This is a genomic window from Lacinutrix sp. WUR7 (genome assembly GCF_016864015.1).
Classification (GTDB): domain Bacteria; phylum Bacteroidota; class Bacteroidia; order Flavobacteriales; family Flavobacteriaceae; genus Oceanihabitans.
Map to the genome: position 1 here is coordinate 2,993,588 of NZ_CP045067.1, position 21,063 is coordinate 3,014,650.

18 protein-coding genes are annotated in these 21,063 nt (G+C 31.0%); 5 read left to right on the forward strand and 13 right to left on the reverse strand.

The window, feature by feature from the left end:
- Positions 1–2: 2 nt before the first annotated feature.
- The 4 genes from FG167_RS13120 to FG167_RS13135 all read right to left on the reverse strand — a co-directional run bounded on the left by FG167_RS13120 (position 3) and on the right by FG167_RS13135 (position 4,588).
- Positions 3–347 carry a hypothetical protein gene (locus FG167_RS13120; RefSeq protein ID WP_203458692.1) on the reverse strand — a complete coding sequence of 115 codons (345 nt, stop codon included), beginning with the start codon at positions 345–347 and terminating at the stop codon, positions 3–5.
- Entirely contained in the window at positions 347–1,600 is a 1,254-nt protein-coding gene (locus tag FG167_RS13125; protein ID WP_203458693.1) for a dihydroorotase family protein, read from the reverse strand. The genes FG167_RS13120 and FG167_RS13125 overlap by 1 nt, the downstream gene beginning before the upstream one ends.
- Positions 1,597–3,519, reverse strand: coding sequence for a BatA domain-containing protein (locus tag FG167_RS13130; RefSeq protein ID WP_203458694.1), 1,923 nt, complete (start codon positions 3,517–3,519; stop codon positions 1,597–1,599). Before FG167_RS13130 ends, FG167_RS13125 begins: the two co-directional genes overlap by 4 nt.
- Positions 3,520–3,580: 61 nt before the next feature.
- On the reverse strand, positions 3,581–4,588 hold the full coding sequence (locus FG167_RS13135) for a glycosyltransferase family 2 protein (RefSeq protein ID WP_203458695.1): 1,008 nt from the start codon (positions 4,586–4,588) through the stop codon (positions 3,581–3,583).
- A gap of 133 nt (positions 4,589–4,721) precedes the next feature.
- Between FG167_RS13135 and FG167_RS13140 the strand changes: the two genes are divergently transcribed.
- Together FG167_RS13140 and FG167_RS13145 are read left to right on the forward strand one after the other, a co-directional pair.
- Positions 4,722–6,614: a peptidase M61 gene (locus FG167_RS13140; protein ID WP_203458696.1), complete on the forward strand. Its 1,893-nt coding sequence runs from the start codon at positions 4,722–4,724 to the stop codon at positions 6,612–6,614.
- Between the two features lie 130 nt (positions 6,615–6,744).
- The gene (locus FG167_RS13145; protein ID WP_203458697.1) at positions 6,745–7,077 is read left to right on the forward strand and encodes a DUF6799 domain-containing protein; all 333 of its coding nucleotides are present in this window, start codon (positions 6,745–6,747) and stop codon (positions 7,075–7,077) included.
- Between the two features lies 1 nt (position 7,078).
- Here the strand turns inward: FG167_RS13145 and FG167_RS13150 are convergent, their stop codons facing one another.
- Together FG167_RS13150 and FG167_RS13155 are read right to left on the reverse strand one after the other, a co-directional pair.
- Positions 7,079–7,852 carry a TIGR02757 family protein gene (locus tag FG167_RS13150; protein ID WP_203458698.1) on the reverse strand — a complete coding sequence of 258 codons (774 nt, stop codon included), beginning with the start codon at positions 7,850–7,852 and terminating at the stop codon, positions 7,079–7,081.
- A 14-nt stretch (positions 7,853–7,866) separates the two neighbouring features.
- A complete protein-coding gene (locus FG167_RS13155) occupies positions 7,867–8,436 on the reverse strand; it encodes a hypothetical protein (protein ID WP_203458699.1) in 570 nt (189 codons plus the stop codon).
- A 208-nt stretch (positions 8,437–8,644) separates the two neighbouring features.
- Here FG167_RS13155 and FG167_RS13160 point away from each other — a divergent pair, with 208 nt between their 5' ends.
- Complete coding sequence (locus FG167_RS13160) at positions 8,645–10,831, forward strand: lipopolysaccharide assembly protein LapB (protein WP_203458700.1); 2,187 nt, start codon at positions 8,645–8,647, stop codon at positions 10,829–10,831.
- Positions 10,832–10,888: 57 nt separating this feature from the next.
- Here the strand turns inward: FG167_RS13160 and FG167_RS13165 are convergent, their stop codons facing one another.
- The 3 genes from FG167_RS13165 to FG167_RS13175 all read right to left on the reverse strand — a co-directional run bounded on the left by FG167_RS13165 (position 10,889) and on the right by FG167_RS13175 (position 15,929).
- A complete protein-coding gene (locus tag FG167_RS13165; protein WP_203458701.1) occupies positions 10,889–12,586 on the reverse strand; it encodes a hypothetical protein in 1,698 nt (565 codons plus the stop codon).
- Between the two features lie 187 nt (positions 12,587–12,773).
- Positions 12,774–13,442, reverse strand: coding sequence for an ABC transporter ATP-binding protein (locus tag FG167_RS13170; protein ID WP_203458702.1), 669 nt, complete (start codon positions 13,440–13,442; stop codon positions 12,774–12,776).
- A 51-nt stretch (positions 13,443–13,493) separates the two neighbouring features.
- Entirely contained in the window at positions 13,494–15,929 is a 2,436-nt protein-coding gene (locus FG167_RS13175; RefSeq protein WP_203458703.1) for a DUF5916 domain-containing protein, read from the reverse strand.
- 209 nt (positions 15,930–16,138) lie between these two features.
- Between FG167_RS13175 and folE the strand changes: the two genes are divergently transcribed.
- Together folE and FG167_RS13185 are read left to right on the forward strand one after the other, a co-directional pair.
- On the forward strand, positions 16,139–16,735 hold the full coding sequence (gene folE / locus FG167_RS13180; protein ID WP_203458704.1) for a GTP cyclohydrolase I FolE: 597 nt from the start codon (positions 16,139–16,141) through the stop codon (positions 16,733–16,735).
- A gap of 88 nt (positions 16,736–16,823) precedes the next feature.
- On the forward strand, positions 16,824–17,111 hold the full coding sequence (locus FG167_RS13185; protein WP_203458705.1) for a hypothetical protein: 288 nt from the start codon (positions 16,824–16,826) through the stop codon (positions 17,109–17,111).
- 191 nt (positions 17,112–17,302) lie between these two features.
- Here FG167_RS13185 and FG167_RS13190 read toward each other — a convergent pair whose 3' ends face one another.
- From FG167_RS13190 to FG167_RS13205, 4 genes are all read right to left on the reverse strand, one after another.
- Positions 17,303–19,546, reverse strand: coding sequence for a TonB-dependent receptor (locus FG167_RS13190; protein ID WP_203458706.1), 2,244 nt, complete (start codon positions 19,544–19,546; stop codon positions 17,303–17,305).
- Positions 19,547–19,761: 215 nt separating this feature from the next.
- Complete coding sequence (locus FG167_RS13195; protein ID WP_239004393.1) at positions 19,762–20,097, reverse strand: hypothetical protein; 336 nt, start codon at positions 20,095–20,097, stop codon at positions 19,762–19,764.
- A 3-nt stretch (positions 20,098–20,100) separates the two neighbouring features.
- Complete coding sequence (locus FG167_RS13200; RefSeq protein WP_203458707.1) at positions 20,101–20,592, reverse strand: DUF6787 family protein; 492 nt, start codon at positions 20,590–20,592, stop codon at positions 20,101–20,103.
- Positions 20,593–20,628: 36 nt separating this feature from the next.
- A complete protein-coding gene (locus FG167_RS13205; protein ID WP_203458708.1) occupies positions 20,629–21,060 on the reverse strand; it encodes a DUF6146 family protein in 432 nt (143 codons plus the stop codon).
- Positions 21,061–21,063 lie beyond the last annotated feature (3 nt).

Here is a 21,063-nt window from a genome sequence, read left to right on the forward strand (position 1 = left end):
TATTAATTAGAATCAGATTTACCAATATTTGAGAATAATTTTTGAAAGAAAGCACCAACCAAAGGTACTTGTTGCATTTTACCAGAAATAGCAGAAGAAATACCGTAAATAAATAATACAGCAAAAAACACCCAAAAACTAGAGGTGATTGGCCAGCTATCAAAAGAATTAATTACTCTTCCTAATAATAAAAACATAATCCATAAACCAAGTCCTTGTCTAATATGAAAAGAAGAGAAATCGTTTTTCTTATCGTTATTTAAAAAGTAAGCTATTATTGGTCCAAATATAGTAATGTACGCTACAATGGCTAATTTTTTTCCTTCTTCTACAGTTTGTTCTGTCATTATTTAAGAATCATTTTATTGTTTGCAATTATACCATAAACACTTCCTTTTAATGGCGTGTTTAAAAATATACTGTTTTTAGATTTTGAATGTATGTTGGATGTATCGAAAGTAAATTTACCATTGGGATTAAATAAACTTGCGTTTATTTTATTCCCTTCCGAAATTGTTGTGCTTTCTTGTCCGAAGCGTTCTTTTCCTTTCGTTAAAATACTTACCGTTTTCTTTACAGAGAATAGTGTGTTTAATGCACTGAAAGCACTCTCTAAGCCAATAGTTCCGTAGTCGGCATAATCGAACTCAATATTTTTAAGTTCAATGTTTAACGGATTATGATCACTGGTAACCAAATCTATCGTACCGTCTTTTACACCTTCTATTAAAGCATCTACATCTTTCTGAATTCGTAAAGGAGGTTGCACTTTAAAGTTTGTATCAAAAGTAGTTAGTACATCGTCTGTAAAAAATAAGTTATGAATAGCAACACTGCAACTTACGTCTAATTTTTTCTTTTTCGCTTCACGAATAAGTTCAACCGATTCTGCTGTAGAAATCGTTGGAATATGTAATTTTCCGTTGGTATATTCTAGTAAAAATAAATCTCTAGCAACTTGAAGTGCTTCGGCAAGATTCGGATTTCCTTTTAAGCCTAAAGTCGTACTTGTAATATTTTCATTTACTACGCCATTTCTGCTAATCGAATTATCTTGCGGATAGGAGTATACCAAACCATTAAAATTGCTAGCATATTGCAATGCAATTTTAAGCATGTTGGCATTTTCGATTGGTTTTTTAAAATCTTGAAAAGCGCAGGCTCCAGCGTTTTTCATATCGTACATTTCTGCAAGATGCTCTCCTTTGCTGTCTTTGGTTAAAGCGCCAATTGGTAATAATGTTACTGCGTGATTTTTGGCTTTACTTTTTACAAAAGCAATGTTAGAACTAGAGTCTAAAACGGGTTCTGTATTTGCGTTCATAGCAACCGTTGTAAAACCAGAAAGTGCTGCCGTTTGTAAACCATGAATTATGGTTTCTCTATCTTCAAAACCTGGTTCGCCATAACAAACACTACTATCAAACCAACCTTGCGATATATGCAGGTTTTCCAGATTAATTTCTTTATAATTATTGGTGTTTTTAATGTTCTCAGCAATTTTGCTAATCACACTTTTTTCTATTAAAATATCTTGAACCGTATTATGAAACTCACTTTTAGAGTCTATAATTGTAGCAGATTTTATGAGTATGTTCATTTCAAATATTTTAAGATGGCCATTTCAATAACTAAAAATAGCAGTGCAAAAATAACAAACCATTTCCATAGCTCGTTAATTTTAGAGTCGCTTTTTAAAGTATTAAATAATTGGGTTATTGATTCACTTGTTTGTATGTTTTCTAGGTTGCTTATATCTTGATACACCAAATTACTTTCGGTTCTATCTAAGTTATAGCTTACGTTTTCTATGCTTTCGGTTTTATTTTTTACCGTATAAATTCCTGCTTCGTTTGGTGTTTCGTTGGTAATTATAGAAACTTTATTATTAAAATAATGCTGTTGCGGAATCATATTTACGTTTTCCTTGACCAAAGATAAAATAGCATCTTGTTGCAGGGTAATAGCAATATCATATTTGTTTTCTTTTCCGATGGTATAGTATAAATCAGGGATTTGTAAACTACGTTTTGCTATATTATAGAAAGTAGGAACGATTAAAGGCGAGTTTATAAAATTGGAATTTTTAGCGTTTAACGCGGAAGCAAATACAAATACATTTTTGTGGTTTGCTAAAAAGGATTTAGCATCTTCAAATTGTAATACTTTCGAAGCGTTTTTTGTTTGGAAGGTATAATAGCTATTTACTTTCGGATATTGAAAATTAGCCACGCGCTTATCAAAAACATTGGTATATAAAGGATGCGAATAATTAATAGTCGTTATTTTCTTTTCGGAAGCCTTTTTGGTATTAAAGGCTAATCCTGCTTGTAATAATAAATTGTTGTAGGAGGAAAGCGTAATCTCTTCATTAGGAATTACAATTAAGAATCCGCCATTATCTGTAAAAGCAGTAAGTGCAGTGGATAGCGCGTTTGGTATTTCTTTTAATTCGTTTAAAACAATAAGATTTTGTTTGTCAAATACACTATAATTTAACTGATTTTGTTTTGTGCTGGTATAGTTAAATTCGCTTTTTGTAAAAATTCGTTTTAAGAAAGCATCGTTGGCATTATCAATACTTAACACATTAATTTTTGAAGCTTTATTGATGTTAAAAAATAGACTATTATCAAATTGAAGTTGTGTGTCTTCAATAGTGATTTCTCCATTTATATTTTCGTTTGCAGGAATAGTAAAACTAGTAATTGCTTCGCCTTGTAAAGCAACAGCTGTTTTTGCAATAAGTTTTCCATCGTTTAGTAAGGAAACCGGAAGGTTCTCAATAGCAATTCCTGTGTTTTTTAATCGTACACTGATATCTAAATTCGTTGCAGTGGTTTTTGAAATGTAAACACTATCGACAGAAACATTATTGATGTTTACTGGTTTTAAAGCCACTGCGTGAATTTGTATTAGCGAATCTGTTTTAGGTTGGAAGCTTTTCTCTTTTTCTTGAAAATCGGAAATCAAAATTAAGTTCTTTATGCTATTGGTATACTTATTAAATAAGGTTTTACTTTTTAAAAGAATCGCGTCATAGCTTAATTGATTTGGCGCATATTCCAACTGCAATAAATCGTTTTTAATCGCTTTTAAAGTCGTGTTTTTAAACGTTTGGTTGTTGGTTATAATAGATATGTTTTCGTCTTCGGGAACTTCAGTAATAATATCTTGTATTGCTCTTTTAAGTAGTTGACCTTGCGTACCTTTTGCTTGTAAGCTAAAGCTGTTATCTAAATAAATAACGGTCTCGGTTTTGGTAGTTAAGCGATTGGTTTTAGAAGTATACGGTTGTGCAAAAGCAATAATTGCGGCAGCCAATAAAAGCAACCTTGTAAGTAAGGTTAACCATTTTTTTATAATCGCACTCTTACGGGTTTGTAAATTGACTTGTTTTAAAAAAGCAACGTTGGTGAATTTTTCTATTTGAAACTTACGAAGCTGAAATAAATGAACAATAATAGGAATAAGCAGTGCAAATAATGCGTAAAGAATTTCTGGGTGTTTAAACTGCATATTATTTTAGATTGGTCAAAGATAAAAAATGATTAGTAATTTGAAAGCAATTGTTTTTGTTTTAACAAAAGAAAAAATAATCGGTCATTGGTTTCATTTTATGTGTATCAAAATAGGTTGTTATTTCCTGCTGTGCTTCGGTGTTAGCAACGGTTACAATACATTGCGGATTTTTAATTTGTTTTAAATAATCAAAATTATGTAATTCTTGATTATATATATGTTTACCAATTTTCTTCTTATTGTCGCAAATCCAATAAAAAGGAATTTCTTTTTCAATTAAAGCTTTGGCAATATTCTTTCCTTTCGTTCCTGCTCCCCAAATAGTTATTGGTCTTTCAGGATCATAATTTAACGCTAAAAAATAATGCAATTTGATATCTAGAAAATAATTTTGTGCATAATGTTCATGCGTTCTAGAAGTTCTGGTGCTATAATCTCGCCATTGATGTAATACTTGATTGCAAGGAATACATTTAAAATTATGCTTGTAAAATCGAAAGGTTAAATCATAATCTTCGGGATAACGGTTGGGATTAAAAGCATCTGCTGTAATAAAATCATCCCGATGCAACATCCAACAAGGAGAGGGGATTACGCATTCCTTATAAATTTCAGAATAATTACTTCCTGTAATAGTTAAATCATTCAGCCACCTTTCATATCGTGCATAACCATTGCTAATGCCTTCGTCACTAAAATACTGTACCAAACCAACCGCAACATGCTGTTTGCCATTTTCTAGCAAACTAGTAAGTAGGATTTGCAATTTATCGGGATGCATAATATCATCACTATCCATTCTAGTGATATAAGATCCTGTACTATTTTTAAAAGCAAGTTGTAATGCATCTATAATTCCTACGCCATCATTTTTTAACAGTTTTATTCTAGGTTCTGCTTTCGCAAAATTAGAAACTAAGGTATAACTAGCATCTGTAGATCCATCGTCTACAATAATAAGTTCCCAATTGGTATAGCTTTGTTGTGTAATAGAGTGTATACAATCCGACAAAAAAACTTCGGTGTTTTTAAAAGGAGTAATAATACTAATAAGTGGGTTTTGCATGAAGCGAATATAGCAAATCTTCATTTTAACAAAAAGTTAAGGGATTAAATTGTAACACATTGTATTTTTGAGCGTCAATTAATCAAACTAAAACCAATTTCTCCTAAAAGAGAGAATATTAAACTATTAATTTATGAAAAAAGTATTAGCCATTATTGGATTAAGTACGTTGTTAGTTGCTTGTGGAACTACTACCAAAACAGGGTCCAACGATTTAGCAACAAGTACAGCAATTGAAACTGCTTTAGATTTAACTAAGGTTGTTAATGATAAAGTTCCTGTGACTATTAATCCAGGACGTTTTACAGCAGAAACGGTAACGTATAGATTACCAAGAGTAGTACAAGGGACGTATTCTGTTAGTGATTTTGGAAAGTATGTAGACGATTTTAAAGCTTTTGATTACAAAGGAAATGAAATCGCTACTACTAAATTAGATGATAATTCTTGGACTATTGCAAATGCAACAAACTTAGACAAGATTACGTATTATGTTAATGATACTTTTGACACCGAAAGCTCTGGAGGAATTGGAGGAGAAAATCCTTTTTCACCAGCAGGTACAAATATTGAACCTACAAACTATGTTTTAAACTTACACGGTTTTGTTGGTTATTTTGATTCTTTAAAAAACGCACAATACAAATTAGATGTAACTGCGCCAACAAGTTTTAAACGTTCTTCTGCTATTCAAGAAGTAGGATCAGAAACAAGTAAAGATGGAAATACTACAACTACAAGTTATTTTGCACCTCGTTATTTTGATATTACAGATAACCCAATGTTTTATGGTGATTTAGATGTTGAAGAATTTCAAGTAGGAGATATTAAAGTAGTATTAAGCGTATATTCTCCAAACAAAGTACATACAGCGGCATCACTAAAAGAAACGATGTTTAAAATGATGCAAGCTCAAAAAGCATATCTAGGAGATGTGAATGCAACACCTCGTTATGATATCTTTCTTTATTTAAGTGAAGGTAAAGAAGATTCTCCTAAAGGATTTGGTGCTTTAGAGCATCATACTTCTACAGTTGTTGTAATGCCAGAAAGTTCTCCTGCAGATGGTTTAGCAAAAAGTATGACAGATGTTGTTGCTCATGAGTTTTTTCATATTGTAACTCCTTTAAGTGTACACAGTGATGATGTACATTATTTTGATTATGACCAACCAACATTCTCAAAACATTTATGGATGTATGAAGGTGTAACAGAATATTTTGCACAACACTTTCAAGTATATGAAGGTTTAATGTCAGAAGATGAGTTTTATGCAACGATGTTAAGCAAAATTAAAACTGCTGCTAACATGAATGATACGATGAGTTTTACTGAAATGAGTGAAAACGTATTAGAGGAACCTTATGCACCACAATATTATAATGTGTATATGAAAGGAGCTTTAATTGGGATGTGTATTGATATTTTAATGCGTGAAGAAAGTAACGGAAACAGAAGTATGCTTTCTTTAATGAAAGAACTTTCTGCTAAATATGGAAAAAATAAGCCTTTTAATGATGATACTATTATAGAAGAAATTACAGCAATGACATATCCATCTGTTGGGGAATTTTTAACCACACATGTGGAAGGAACTACACCAATAGATTATAACGCGTTTTTTGCTAAAGTTGGTTTAGAGTTACAAGAAAGCAAGGTGAAAACAAATTACATTCAAAACGATGGTGAATTTATATTTGCGCCAAATAGAGAAACGCAAACTATTGCTTTTTCTCCAGCAGTTGCTAATAATAGTTTCTGGAATGACAATGGTGTAAAAGCTGGTGATATTGTAAAATCTGTTGATGGCGTAGAACTTAATATGCAAACAGCGCAACAAATTATTGGTGGTATGTATGCATGGCAACCAGGAAAAGAAATTAACGTTGTACTAGAAAGAGATGGTAAAGAAATTGTTATTAAAACAACACTTACGCAGTCTTTTACAACAGGAAAAAAATTACAACCAAAAGCAGATGCTACAGCAGCACAAAATGCTTTACGTAATGCTTGGTTAAAAGGATAGAGAATTTAGAATTTCAATAAAAAAATGCCTGATGTATAAAATACATCAGGCATTTTTATTTTACCAAAGCACTGAAAATGAATAGAAAAAAGGCTATATTTATTTTGCTATTAATCAATTATCTAACATCATGAAAAATATTTTTTTGTTATTAATTCTCATATTTTTTGCAACAGGAAGTCTTTGTGCTCAAGATAAAAACGAAATTGAAGATGCTAATTTTTGTGTTGCGGTAGACGGAAAAGTTTTTAAACACCAGAATGGAGAAGTCGTTTTGCTAGAGAAAATAATAAAGTTAAATAACGGAACTATAGTGTATCCTAATGGAGGTTATAGACTAAAAAATGAAGATAAATTCTATTTAAAGGAAGGTGAATGTATTGGCTTTAGCGGTAAAATTTATGAAAGCCAAGACAAGTTAAATGTCGTTTTATATAGAAAACTCCAAAGACGTAGAGAGTAGTTTAAAACCCCTCAAAAACTCCAAGTCCGAATAAAGCAAAATCGTATTTCACTGGATCCTTAGCGTCTAGTTTACGCAAGGCGGTATCTAGTTCTAACAATGCTTTTCCGTCGTTTTGTTTGCGCGTAAGAATTCCTAATTTTCGCGCTACGTTTCCAGAATGTACATCTAACGGACAAGATAACAGACTAGGAGAGAGGCTTTGCCAAATGCCAAAATCGACTCCAGCATTATCGTTTCTTACCATCCAACGTAAATACATATTAATACGTTTAGCTGCCGAATTTTTAAGCGGATCACTTACATGTTTTTGAGTTCTTTGTAAATGCTCAATTTCAAAAAAGGTATGCTTAAAGTTGTGAATAGCCTTCTGTAACGAATCGTTTTCTACATGATTAGCAAATACGGCTTCTAAACCTTCATGCTCTACATAAATATGCTGTAAAGCCTTTATAAATGTTATGAAATCTAAGCCGTTAAACGTTCTATGTACAAAAGTTTCTAAGGCTTCTAAGTCGCTTTCTTGATGGTTTAGAATAAAATCGTATGGCGCGTGATCTAGCATTTGCATCATGCGTTTGGCATTGTTAATAATGCTTTTTCTATTTCCCCAAGCTATCGTTGCCGTTAGAAATCCTGAAATTTCTATGTCTTCCTTTTTAGAAAAGGTATGCGGAATTTGAATAGGATCGCTATCAATAAATTTTACATTATTGTATGCTACGACTTTCGCATCTAGAAATTCTTTGAGGTCTTTTTGGTTTAGTTTTTTCACAAGAACAAAGATACTTATTCTATTGTAATAGTTTCTGTTGTGGCTTCTAGCATTCTTCCGTTTTCTTCAATAATAATGGTAACGGTAAATGTAAGGGAAGTTCCTGCCAGAATTGGTTCGTTTAAAACCATTTCATTTCTACCATAATAATATTCACTCTCTCTATTTAAAACTTCAATAACGTTTTCTAAAACTTCATTATCTAGTGTTTCCGGATTTCTATACGACAGTTTGCTGTTTAGAGAATTTCCAGTAGGAATACCCAATATATCTGTGTTTGCAGTAATTAGGATTTCGGAAACATGCTCTTTTAATGTATAATCTTCATCGCAAGTAGTTGCATAAGCGGCAGGAGAGAACTTTTTTAATTCTTTAAAATTGGAAGCAATTATGTTGTCAAATACGGGATCTAGGTTTAAGACTAAATCTGAAGAAGTTACTGCTGTTGCGTCTCCATCGACTTGATCTTTGGCAATAAAATATAAGGAATCAAAATAGGTGTTATAATCTTCAGAACAACAAGAAAATAGTACCGCTTGAAAAAGGGCGAAAAAGGCAAAAGATTGAATGGTTTTCTTGATCATAAGTAGTTTATTAATAGATGCAGGTTTTTCAATTTGGTTGCGTGAATATTCTGTAATTTTTTGATAAAGATATATAAAGTGTTCTTGATTTGTTATTCAAAAATACTAACTTGGCATCACTGTGAATGCAAAATAATCAACCGATTTTTATCTTTGATTTGCCATACAGTATTAAAACAAAATGTTGCGATTTAATTAACCATTATCTATGAAAATTTTCGAAAAAATTGCAATATCTATTGTTTTAGTATGCTTTTTAGGTACTTTATTCTTGAACTCTAAGATTTCTAGCCTCTTTTTCTTCTTAAGTGTGACTTTATTAAGTTTTAGTTATCTAATATTTGGTTTCACTCTTTTTAAAATAAAAGATGGAAACTCTTATTTTAGAGTGCTCTCTGGAGCTATACTTGGAATTACATTGGGAACATTACTTTTTGTTTTAGATATGCCAAAAGGAGTACTATTGAAAACCATTGTAGCTATTAATATTCTTTTTTCTATAGCTTTAATTTTAAATTGGTTGATAAAGAAACAAGGCTTTTCTAAAGAAAAAAGGATGATATTTTTTAGGTCCGTTCTTATAGCATTAATAACTAGTTTTTTTGCTTACGCATCGGTTCATAATTCACAAAATAGATTTTTCTTAAAAAAGATAAGTGGTAAAAATACAAGCTTAACCTATAATTTGTTAATGTTTGATGAAATAGAAAATTATGATGCTTTTATGGATAATGAAAATTATCTAGAGGCCATTAATTCTGCCAAGAAATCTGTGGAGTATGGCAAAAAATGGAGAAAGTATGATACTATTTATTATGAGGATTTCTCAGGTACTTATGAATTTCTTTCAAAAGCATATATCCAAAGAGGAAACAAATTATATACTAATAGGGATTATCTATCCGCATTAAAAAATTATAAATCTGCAGATAGCGTTTTAAAACATAAAGAGCATATACCTAAATATCCAAAGGCAACGCAATCACACATATATTGGAATAGATGGAATCTTGGAAAAACTTATGACAGACTCAATGATTTTGAAAACTATGATAAGGAAATTGATTTTTTATTAACTAATTACCATAAGGTTAAAGATACTATTGATTTAGACTATTTCCGTATCGTGGAAAACGTAGCTAGTAATTATGCCAAGCGTAACGTCTTAGATGAATCTATTCGTTTGAGTAAGTTTTCCTTAAGTATATTAAAAAAGGATAGTTTAAATAATTTACCGAATTATAGAGATACCTATTTAAATTTAGCTAAAAATTATTTAGTAACGGATAGCTTAAAGAATGCTAAAATTTACTTAGATAAATATTCTGAAATTGCCGATGTAAATGATTGTAAAATACTGTATTACAATTCCTTGTATTTTAAGAAAGTAAATATCAAACAAGCTTTGGAGTATGCTAAAAAAACGTGCGAATGTATAGATAGTGAAAACAAACCTAATCCAAATAATCAATTTAGAGCATATTTAAATCTTTCTCAAATAGCACTGGAAAACTCAAATTATGTGAGTTTTAAAAAGAATTTAAAGCGAATAAAATCATTAGTTCCTCAGACATATAATCAAGAGTCAAATATCTCTAAAATTAATAATACCTTAGGATACTATTACAGACTGAAGGGCGATTTTACTAAATCTAAATATTATTATCAACAATCCTTGAACTATTATAGAGATGCAAATGAATATGATAATTATAAAAAGATAATAATTGAGTTAAAGATTGCTTTACTAAATGATGAATTAGGAATTAAAAATAACCTACAATTAATTAACAAGAAGGTTTTAGATTTATTGTCTACTTACGAGTCCACTACGCCAAGTTTGACAATGATGCATAATGATTTAGCTAGTATCAATACTGGTTCTAATATAAAATTGTCAGATTCTCTATATCACATAACACTTGCTATTCATAAAAAATATAACCTTAAAAATCTCCCTAAAATAGGAGTTGCATATAATGGTTTAGGAATAAATAATCTTTATTTAAAAAAATACCCAAAAGCAGATTCTTTATTATTGAAAGGAAAAAACCAATTGGAAGCCTTTTACGGAAGCAATCAAAATATGAATCAGACCATTAATTATCTGAATTTAGCAAAATCAAAGCTATATCAAAAAGACTTTTTAAATAGTGATAAATATTTGGAAAAAGCCTCAATCACAGCTAATAATTGTTTTCCAAACGAAAAAACGATTTACGAATCCTATATATTAAAATTACAAGGAGATCTGGTTTTAAAAACATCTAAAGACCGGGTTGCTGCATGGAATAATTATAATAAAGCGTTACAAATTGCGGAAAAATATTTATCAAAAGAGCATCTATTTATAATAGAACTTAAAAAGCTAATTAAGAGGAATACTTCCAAATAAATTATTTGCGACGCTTAAATATTCTATAGATTCTTAAATAGTTAAGTGCAATATTTTTTACTCTAGTTCCTTAGAATAAAAACCATCCTTTAAATTTTCACTACGCTGTTGCGGAATTACCTTAAAGTACGTTTTAAAAAAATCAATTTGTTCTTGGTTTAAAGCAGGTAGCGGAATATTTCCTGTTCCCCAAAAGAAGTCCACATTATTCGGCGTGTGAATACTTGTGTTTTGTAACGAAAGCGTTTCATATTTTTCCGAATATTTAGAATTTTTATACGGAGTTATAAGGTATTCCGAAGAAAAAGTACTAGAAACGGCAAGCTGTTTATTGTTGCTAATTTGCTGATTATTTATCTTAAAAAATAAAGGTATTGCTGCAAGTATAACCGACATAATTAGAACAACCTGAATGCTTTTTCTATGCATCAATAGCTTGGAAGCTATAAGTAAACTAAAACACAATATAAACGGAAAGAAGAAGCGATATTGTGGCGACGTTAGTAATAGAAATACCATCGTGATTACGGCAACCGTATAAATAATATAAAACGCTTTTTTGTTTTTAGATTTTGCAATAATAAATGGAACCACAGCCAAAAGGACTATCATTAATTTATTAAAAATTCCATGTAAACTAGGTGCTAGTAGCCAGCTTTTTAGTTTTGTTAAATAGGACGCGTTTTCAAATGCTTCGGCAGTTAAATGGTATGCATACGGTTTGGTGTAATTCGCAAAATAGGTTTCTATACTTGTGGGTAAACTCCAAGACGTTTTTAAACTTTCTATTCCTTGTAAAGGAAACAATAAATTACCAGTAACTATTATATTTTTAATGGCAAATAGGAGCAAGGTTAGACTTCCAAATAAAACAATAATAGAGCTTGTGCTTCTTGTAAAAATGAAATAACGTTTATACAATACTAGAGCAAAAAGGCAAAATGGTAATGCGGTTAGTTTTATAAAAACCATAAAAAACGAAAGCATTACTACTGCAAGAAAAGCGTGTTTTGTATAGCTAGAATAGCATAGTATGAATTGATGTAAAAGTATAAAACTTAAGACATAAATCGCAATATCTGGTGATGGCGCAGATATAAATTGGAAGAAAAACACATTGGCTATTGGGAATAAACCAAAGATGAGATTTCCTTTTGAAGTGTCTTTTTTAGAGATATAATCATGCAGTCTAAAAATAGCGTATACATTACCAAGGATTAATGCTAAAGCACTTAAATCATTAAATCTGTTGTAAATAAAGCTAAAATTAAAGGCACTTTGTAAAATGTGCCAACCAGAGGTTTGTCCTAAAAAAACATGCAAGTTTACCAAGCCATTTACAAAACCATATGCATTAAGCCATTTAATGGTTTGTATGTAATACGATTCGTTATCGATAACAAATGGAGGAGAAGCACTTTGTGCTAAAATAAGGATGCTTATAAGCCCTAAAACGATTTTAAAAAACGTAGATAGCCCAAGTAATTCTGTTTTTAGTTGCTGCCAAAAAGCAACTATTTCTTTGCTATTTAGAAATGCTAAAAGGATTGTAATGCTAATTAAAACAATATGAAAGTATCCATTAATAGCAAACGGAATAGCCCAAATACTAGCAAGTAATGTAACTCCGAAAAAGCCAAAAAAGATAGTTATGATGCTATCTTGTTTTTGTGATTGTAAGACACGGTTTATGCTAACGCCAATAATGCTGCTTATTGTAAGAATGTAAAGCCAGGAAAGGAGGATTAGTAGCATACTATTTATATAAATTCAAATTCCAAAAAAAACTAAATTCCAAAAAGAAAAAGAAACTTCGACAAGCTCCGTATGACATTACGATTTATTTCGACTGCTCTCCATATGATAATTTGATATAATTCCAAAAAAAGAGATATTTCAACAAGCTCCGTATGACATTAAGTTTCATTTATAACACGGAACACTAATCATTACCAACTATTTTCCCATCTACCATAGTGAGTTTTCTATCTGCCATATCTGCTAATTCTTCGTTATGCGTAACAATGACAAAGGTTTGTCCGAACTCATCCCGTAATTTAAAAAAGAGATTGTGTAGGTTTTCGGCAGAAGCACTATCTAGGTTTCCAGAAGGTTCATCTGCAAAAATTAAATCTGGATTATTAACTAAAGCTCTAGCAACAGCAACACGTTGTTGTTCGCCACCAGAAAGTTCGTTTGGTTTGTGTTTGTATCGATGGGATAAACCCAAAAAATCTAAAAGTTCTTTCGCGCGTTTTTCTGCTTCCGCAGGTTTTGTTCCTTTAATAAATGCAGGAATACAAACGTTTTCTACAGCTGTAAATTCTGGTAATAGTTGATGAAACTGAAAGATGAAACCTATATTTTCATTTCTAAATTTAGCTAATGCTTTATCACTTAACGAAAGTATTTCTGTTCCTTTAATTTGAAAGCTAGATTCTTCTTTTTTGGAAGCTTTATCTAAAGTTCCAAGAATTTGTAAAAGTGTTGTTTTTCCTGCTCCAGAAGCACCAACAATAGATACAATTTCTCCTTTTTTTATATGAAGATTTACACCTTTCAATACGTGTAAATCTTCGTAATATTTATGAATATTTTTAGCTTGAATCATTATCTTTTTATCAAGCTATGAAAGTACTACTTTATGCTTAATCCAGCAAGTTTAAATGTTTTTAGGTTTCGATTTAAAGATGTTTTTCACATTATTATAATCTATATAATAAACCATTCTAAGAGAAAAAACATGGTTTATATCTTCTTTAAACAAATCGTTTAAACTTGTAAAATAATCGTCTTTAGATGCGTTTGTATCGTTATACAATCTATTTCTGTATAATGCAGTTAGCTGACTTCCAGGAGCAAATTGCCAAGAGTAGGATAGGTCTAAATTCCAAGCATCAAAATTTACATCAGGATTATCTATATCTACTTTGGTATAACCGTCGTCTTGGTTTAAACGTCCGTTTTCTTGTAGTGCATATAAATCATTTTCATAAGTTACCGTACTCCAGTAATTTCTAAAGGTTAGATTTAGCGCATGAAAAGAGTTAAAGTTATAGCTTGCAGAAATACTATTAATTATTGTTTCTTGATCACGTTGCCCATAAATAATGTCGTCATTATCTAGCGTTTGTACATAACCGCGTTCTTTTTTCTCCATATCATAATCAAAAGAATATTGCATGATAAATTTATCACCAAGTTTTAATCTTGGAGATACCCCATAGAAGTAACTGGTGTAATCTCTTCCGCTTTCAAAAAGAGTTTCATAGCCAAAGTTAGCATCTAAGGCAAACGTTTTATTGTAGTTTGAAGAAATCCAACCATTCATATTCAACCAATCCTCAGAAATAAAGTAACGGTTTTCAGCTCTTGGTCCAAAGTAATCGTATTGTTTTCCTGGTTGTATCGCTATAAAACCACCAAAATCCATCAGACTCTTTTTTAAGTTTCCGCTAAAGTTTACATTAAAGTTTTTACCGGTATATGTATGAGGTTTAAAAAGGTAGCTTATATTGGCATTTACATATAAATAAAAATTGTTTAAGATTTTAGTAGGTTCAAAAATTCTATAACTTCCGTTAGCATAAAAATTACTAAAGTTATTTCTAAATAATATTCCCATATCATTAATATCGTATTCTTTGTCTACAGCTTCATGCTCAACGGAAAAACGATATTTCCCACTATTTTTACCAAAACCTATTCTACTACTATAACCAACTTGATTGTCTTCATCTGGTAGATTGATATCACTTCTTTTCGCTTGCGCAATAAAACCATAGGTGTTTTTTTTGTTTACAAGATCTAAAAGTAAACCCGTTACATTGGCATCTCTTGCATGCCCATTTCTAGTGACATTGGTATTGATTAAACTTACCGAAGAATTTTTGTTAAACTGCTGGTCTACCACAAGAATATTGTAATTAGCCATAGGCTCTACCACTTCTTCACGAGTACTATTGGTAACATTATCTTTTATATGTGCTTTTGTTTTTTCGGTAATGGCATTAAAAACACCAATACCTAATCCGTTTTTGGTTCTACCAGAAACTTTAATCGCATTAAGCATGTTTACTTTTTCAGGATAGTCTACAAATTCTTCATCATCACTTAAAGCAACTTCTCCAACAGGAGCACTTCCAATTCTTCTAGAGTAAAATAAGTTTCCTTTAGAAAATAAATCAACACCTTCGGTAAAGAATTGTCTTTGTTCTGAAAACTGTTGTTCAAAAGGACCTAAATTTAATTGTACATTATCAAAACCTGACTGACTAAAATCGGGAATTAAGGTTGCGTCCAATGTAAAGTTTTCACTAATTCCGTATTTCACGTCCATACCAACACCATAGTCTGGGTTTTCACTGGAATTATAGGTAGCAGAAGCAAACGGATAAAAGCTTAATCGAGTAGGAGGTTCAATGTTTTCAATTCCTTTAATTTCACCATTATATAAACCTATGTATCCCTTGGTAACATCTATAGGATTCCATGCGTATTGTGAGTTGTCTGTTCTAAATCTTCTATGAAATTGTAAACCCCAAGTTTGCACTTCTTGATTAGAAAAACGCAAAGCAGCATAAGGTATTTTTACTTCTACAATCCAGCCGTCATCTACAATTCTAGAAGCACTTTCCCAAACAGCATTCCACCCAAAATCTTCTCCAATAGTAGGATTTGCAATAGCATCTGCTTGATGTCCGGTAGGGAAAACAAAAAACTCAACATCATTTTGTGCATCGTTATTCGGGTTTAAAACAATCCCGAAGAAATCTGAAATCCCAAAATTATCACGTTGCGAAAACTGTTTAATAATAGCTTCAGGAGTATCGTGTAAGTATGCAGCAAAAAAGATAGCATTATCATTATAAGTAACTTTTACTTCTGTTTTTTGATGTTCCTTTTCGGTTGCACCAACATCTGGTCTAAATTGAATAAAGTCTCCAGCGATTTCTGCATTTTGCCATGCAGCATCGTCTAAAACAGCGTCAATTTTTGGAGCTTGGTCTGTTCTTTTAATGTTTAATGATTTTTTTTCTTGAGCTTGCAAAGTAATAGCAGTAACCATTGCAAGAAAGAAAATGATGAAATGTCTCATTTGGTTTCGTGTTTAGTTTTTGATGGATAGATTAAAGACAACAAAAAAAATGAAATGTTACAGAAATCTGTCAAATCTAAAATTCAAATACTTTTTTTTTTTCATTAATGAAAGTAAAAATAGGAAGAATTTATTAATGTATAGTAACTAGGTTTAATAGGTTTCGACTTATTTTTTTTGCTTATTTTTATAGAATTAATTTATATACGATGCCATACAAACAATTTGAAGAGTATAATATTGACGTAACCGAAGGTATAAAAAAACAATTTAAAAATATTATTGAAGACTTAGGGGAAGATATCCAACGGGATGGATTACTTAAAACTCCAGAACGTGCAGCAAAAGCGATGCAGTTTTTGACGCAAGGTTATGATCAAAATCCGGAAGAAATTCTTAAAAGCGCTATGTTTAAAGAAGATTACAAGGATATGGTAATTGTAAAAGATATTGAATTGTATTCTTTATGCGAACATCATTTACTTCCTTTCTTCGGAAAAGCACATATTGCATACATACCAAACGGACAAATTGTTGGTTTAAGTAAACTACCAAGAATTGTAGATGTTTTTGCTAGACGATTGCAAGTACAAGAACGTTTAACACACCAGATATTAGATTGTATTAATGATACTTTAAAACCACAAGGAGTTGCCGTTGTTATTGAAGCTTCTCACATGTGTATGATGATGCGTGGCGTACAAAAACAGAATTCGGTTACAACAACTTCTGGATTTAGAGGACAATTTGAAAAAATTGAAACAAGAAACGAATTTTTAAAATTAATTAGCACGAAGCTTTCTTAACGCTAGGCTAATTGTAACATATAGTATAAATTTTATACTAATAAAGTGTCCGTTAATCTTGGCACTTTTTTTGTTTAATATAAGCACTATGAATTTACAAATTAAAAACAAATACAAATTATTAGCCATAAGCATCTTGTTAGATGTCATTGGTTTAATTCCATTTATTGATCTTGTTTGGGCACCACTTTCGGGTTATATTATGACAAGATTATATAAAGGTGAGATTGGAAAAATAGCTGGGGTTATTACCTTTATTGAAGAAGCTATTCCTGGATTAGACTTTATTCCAACATTTACCATCATGTGGTTTTATACGCAAGTGATTAAAAAAAAGAAACCAGAAGATACTATTATAGAAGTAGATGCGGAATAAGTATTGAGTAGATATAATGAATAAAAAAAATCTCCTCCCTTTTTAAAGGAGGAGATTGCATTTTAAATTTATGAGGTTTTAAAATGGCTTCGCATTTTATGTCAAACTCTCCGATTCCTAAAAGAATCACCACTCTTTAACTAAAGAGAGGAACAAGTACCAATGATAATAATCTTTCGACTTGTTTAAAATTACAAAGTATAACTCACCGAAAAGCTAAGATTTCTTCCAATATCATAAATACCATCTGGTTTTAATCTAGACAGATGGTTTATATATTTTTTATTGGTTAAATTAGTTCCTGTAATTTGAAACTGTAAAGCATTTTTAAACACATTAATTTCTCCACCAAATCCAGCACTTAATAAGCTGTATCCTCCAGTTTCTGTTTCAAAAACACTAGTGTTGTTTTGTTTTAAAGCAGTACTTAAAGTAATAAATGCATTCCCTTTTTCTAGGTGTTTTAGATTGTACTCGACACGTAATGTATTGTTTATTTTGTTTGCAGGAATTAATGGTAAATATGCACCACCATTTTGTTTTCCCGTAACGGTTTCAAAACTACTTTCTATATGTAACCAATCTAAAGGATGCGGATGAATATGAAAACCAAATTCTCCACCATAAAGTGCAGCATCCTCTTGAAGGTATAAATAAACAGGATCTTCATTAATACTTTCTCCGTTAGGAGATAAGTAGATATAGTCATTTACTACATTATAAAAACCATTAGCAAAAACTTCTAAATGATCTGTTTTATATTCTAAAGCTAAATCGGTTTGAAAGTTTTGTTCATTATTCAAATTTTCGTTTCCAATTTCAAAACGGTTGGTTCCTTCATGAGAACCATAAGAAGTAAGCTCTGCAAGGTTTGGAGCTCTAAATCCGGAAGCTACATTTAATCTAGCTACTATGTTTTTAGCAAGATTGGTTTTAAAACCTAAAGCACCATTAAAGCTATTAAAATTTTTGTTTAAAGCGTTTTCAACATTAACATTTCTAGTATCAAATCTAGCTCCTAATTGTACATCTATTTTTTCAAAATGAATATGCGAAGTAGCCAAAATACCAAAATCGTTAGTTGTTGCATTAGGGATTAATTCTTCTTCGCCATAATTCGTATTGGTTTGGTTCATACCTTGAACACCAACTATAGTTTCAAACTTGCCAATTTTTGGCATATGATATTTTACGTCATAATTAAAAGTTTTAAGTTTCATGTGTAATGCAGGATGTAAAACTTCTTCATGAGCATCTTCATCCTCATGATCGTCGTGGTCTTCCTCATGATCTTCTTCAAGTTCTTCGTGATGGTGTTCTTCTTCAAATTCTTTTCTGTCGTTGTACGTAAATCCGAGGTTTACATCTAAACTAGAATCTTTAAAAAACACTACAGTTTTAGAACTAAAAATATGATTTGTAATGTCTTGATAAGGTAATAACGGATAGTTTTTTAAACTTTGAATCCCTATTTCTTCCGGAATACCGAGCTTAGAAGCATTCAGATTATAACGCAATTCGGTTTTAAAGTTTACACCTTGATACCCTAAGCCTGCTTTTAAATCTTTTTCGTTAAAACGTGTATTGGTAACTCTATAGTCTTCGGTTTTATAATCGGCATGTTCTGCAAAACTTCCTCGAATTAAAAACTTAAACTTTTCACCAGAACTTTTATAGCCAAGATTAGTACTTAATCCTTCGGTATTAGTAAAATATTGCAAATTCACATTGGTTTCACTTTCATTTTCTTGAGCAAAACGTTCGGGATTTAAATATAAAACACCACCAAGTGCATCACTACCATAGAGTAGGGAAGCAGGACCTTTTATAACTTCTACACTTTCTATTCCTGCATCATTAACACCAAGACCATGTTCGCTACCAAATTGCTGATTTTCTAGTCGGATACCTTGTGTATACACTAAAACACGATTAGAACTTAATCCGCGAATTACAGGTTTTGAAATACCAATTCCCGTGGAAATACCTTCCACACCAGGGATATTGGTAATACCTTGCGCTAGATTAATGGCTCCTTTATTTTTTAAATCGGAAATTTTACGTTGTTCGACTTTCATTACGTTTTCACTTTGTAATTTGTGAAAAGGAGTAGAGACAATAACTTCTTCCATTTCAATTGCGGAAGATTGCAAACGAATCTCTAAATTTTCTGAAGAAGGAATAGTAATGGTTTGCGAAAAAGTTTCAAAACCAACATACGAAACTAATATTTTATAGTTTCCAGTAGGTAAGTTGTTTAATGTGAAATTACCATCATGATTTGTTGTTGTACCTTTTTCTAATTGCGGAAAGTAAATGTTTGCAAAAGCAATAGATTGATTGGTTTCGCTATCTAAAACAGTTCCGTTAATACTGTTTTGTGCGTATATGTTGGTTGCCAAAAAAAGCAACAATAGTTTTATAATTTGTTTCATTGTATAATTAATTTAATGGGTATGGTACTGAAGTGTTTTCAGCTCTAATACCAAATGCGTTTTAAAATAACAGATAGTAAATTGGAATTGTATTTTCTTTAGATGCCATAAAAAACAAAAGTATAACCTAAGTTACAGTTTTATTTTCATAAAAACAGAAAGGAAATAGAAACGAATTTAATCGACTATTTTGAAGTGTACTTGGTGTAACGTCATTAAACTAATTGTGGAGGACCACGTAACGCAAAGGATAGGCGTTGATATTCGGAAATAAATTGATATTGTGAAGTATGTAATTTGTGGTTATTTTCTATAGGAACGAAACGAACAGCTACGGTTTTAAAAACAAATGGTTTATTGATTTTAAATTTATAAAACTCACAGTCTACATCTAAGGTGTGTAAGTGTGTTTGACTTAAATTATCTGTACAAAAATCGTGTGTATGATTTTCAAAAACATGACCAAGCTTCACTATACTAGGTATAAGTATAGTAACTATAAGGAGTATAGTTACAAATTTAAAGACGCTATGTTCTTGAATGGATTTCATGTTTTATAAAAATCGACCTAAGCCGAATCGTCTAATCATCTTTTTTTCAAATTCCCAAAAGAATTTATGTTGACCAAATAGCCAACCAAATGCTACGAGTAGTATTTGATAGAAAATTAGGCCAATGATAATAAAAAGGATCCAATAAACAATTATGTTTAAGTTTTCTTTAGTAATTCCAATCCATTTCATGAGTGGTCTTCCCACAAATAATGACGAAGAGCCTGTTAATGCAAAGACAATGAATATAGCAATCATTTCCCAGCGATAGGTTACTTTCCATCGTTTTTCTACTTTGGTAAAAAGAAATAGGAAAAAGCGTACTAGTGCATAAGAAATAATAATAGTTAATACTATTTGAATACTAAAATGAAGTTCGTTAGCAAACCTATTAGAAAGCCTATAAGCAGAATAAAACGTTACTAATAAACCAAGAATAGGAAATAGTAATTGCCAATTTTTTTGAATTTCCCAACGTAGTTTAAATTTTTCCATCAAATTTTATTTCGATGCAAAAATACAGAACAGTGTTTAATTTCTAGGAATAAAACCAGTTAATTGTTGTTTATATTTTAATTGAAAGTATATAAAATAGTTATATAGTTTATAATTAACGTCATAACCGTAATCTGTACCATAGTCATAATTTATTTGCATATCGTAAAGATTAGGATCAAACTGACTAGGATTGAGTACCCGAGTGTTCCATGCACTTACAAATAGTCTGTTTTTGTTTTCTAAATAACTTTGGGTATAAAATCCTTCAGGTTTTGCTCTAGTTACAAACCAAGTACTAAAGCCTGGTTCAATAATTATTATTTGGTATTCTAGTTCTTCATTTACAATACTTATGGTGTCATTGGGTATACTAGGTTTTGTTTCTTCAACCATCGTATTCTTTTTAGTTGAATTACAAGCTACTAATAATACACATACAAGTATTGCGTAAAGAAAGGATTTCATTTT

What these genes read in the sequence shown, in the direction of transcription:
- FG167_RS13120 (WP_203458692.1), bottom strand. Translation starts at nt 347, where the DNA reads ATGACAGAACAAACTGTAGAAGAAGGAAAAAAATTAGCCATTGTAGCG.
- FG167_RS13125 (WP_203458693.1), bottom strand. Translation starts at nt 1,600, where the DNA reads ATGAACATACTCATAAAATCTGCTACAATTATAGACTCTAAAAGTGAG.
- FG167_RS13130 (WP_203458694.1), bottom strand. Translation starts at nt 3,519, where the DNA reads ATGCAGTTTAAACACCCAGAAATTCTTTACGCATTATTTGCACTGCTT.
- FG167_RS13135 (WP_203458695.1), bottom strand. Translation starts at nt 4,588, where the DNA reads ATGCAAAACCCACTTATTAGTATTATTACTCCTTTTAAAAACACCGAA.
- FG167_RS13140 (WP_203458696.1), top strand. Translation starts at nt 4,722, where the DNA reads ATGAAAAAAGTATTAGCCATTATTGGATTAAGTACGTTGTTAGTTGCT.
- FG167_RS13145 (WP_203458697.1), top strand. Translation starts at nt 6,745, where the DNA reads ATGAAAAATATTTTTTTGTTATTAATTCTCATATTTTTTGCAACAGGA.
- FG167_RS13155 (WP_203458699.1), bottom strand. Translation starts at nt 8,436, where the DNA reads ATGATCAAGAAAACCATTCAATCTTTTGCCTTTTTCGCCCTTTTTCAA.
- FG167_RS13160 (WP_203458700.1), top strand. Translation starts at nt 8,645, where the DNA reads ATGAAAATTTTCGAAAAAATTGCAATATCTATTGTTTTAGTATGCTTT.
- FG167_RS13165 (WP_203458701.1), bottom strand. Translation starts at nt 12,586, where the DNA reads ATGCTACTAATCCTCCTTTCCTGGCTTTACATTCTTACAATAAGCAGC.
- FG167_RS13170 (WP_203458702.1), bottom strand. Translation starts at nt 13,442, where the DNA reads ATGATTCAAGCTAAAAATATTCATAAATATTACGAAGATTTACACGTA.
- FG167_RS13175 (WP_203458703.1), bottom strand. Translation starts at nt 15,929, where the DNA reads ATGAGACATTTCATCATTTTCTTTCTTGCAATGGTTACTGCTATTACT.
- folE (WP_203458704.1), top strand. Translation starts at nt 16,139, where the DNA reads ATGCCATACAAACAATTTGAAGAGTATAATATTGACGTAACCGAAGGT.
- FG167_RS13185 (WP_203458705.1), top strand. Translation starts at nt 16,824, where the DNA reads ATGAATTTACAAATTAAAAACAAATACAAATTATTAGCCATAAGCATC.
- FG167_RS13190 (WP_203458706.1), bottom strand. Translation starts at nt 19,546, where the DNA reads ATGAAACAAATTATAAAACTATTGTTGCTTTTTTTGGCAACCAACATA.
- FG167_RS13195 (WP_239004393.1), bottom strand. Translation starts at nt 20,097, where the DNA reads ATGAAATCCATTCAAGAACATAGCGTCTTTAAATTTGTAACTATACTC.
- FG167_RS13200 (WP_203458707.1), bottom strand. Translation starts at nt 20,592, where the DNA reads ATGGAAAAATTTAAACTACGTTGGGAAATTCAAAAAAATTGGCAATTA.
- FG167_RS13205 (WP_203458708.1), bottom strand. Translation starts at nt 21,060, where the DNA reads ATGAAATCCTTTCTTTACGCAATACTTGTATGTGTATTATTAGTAGCT.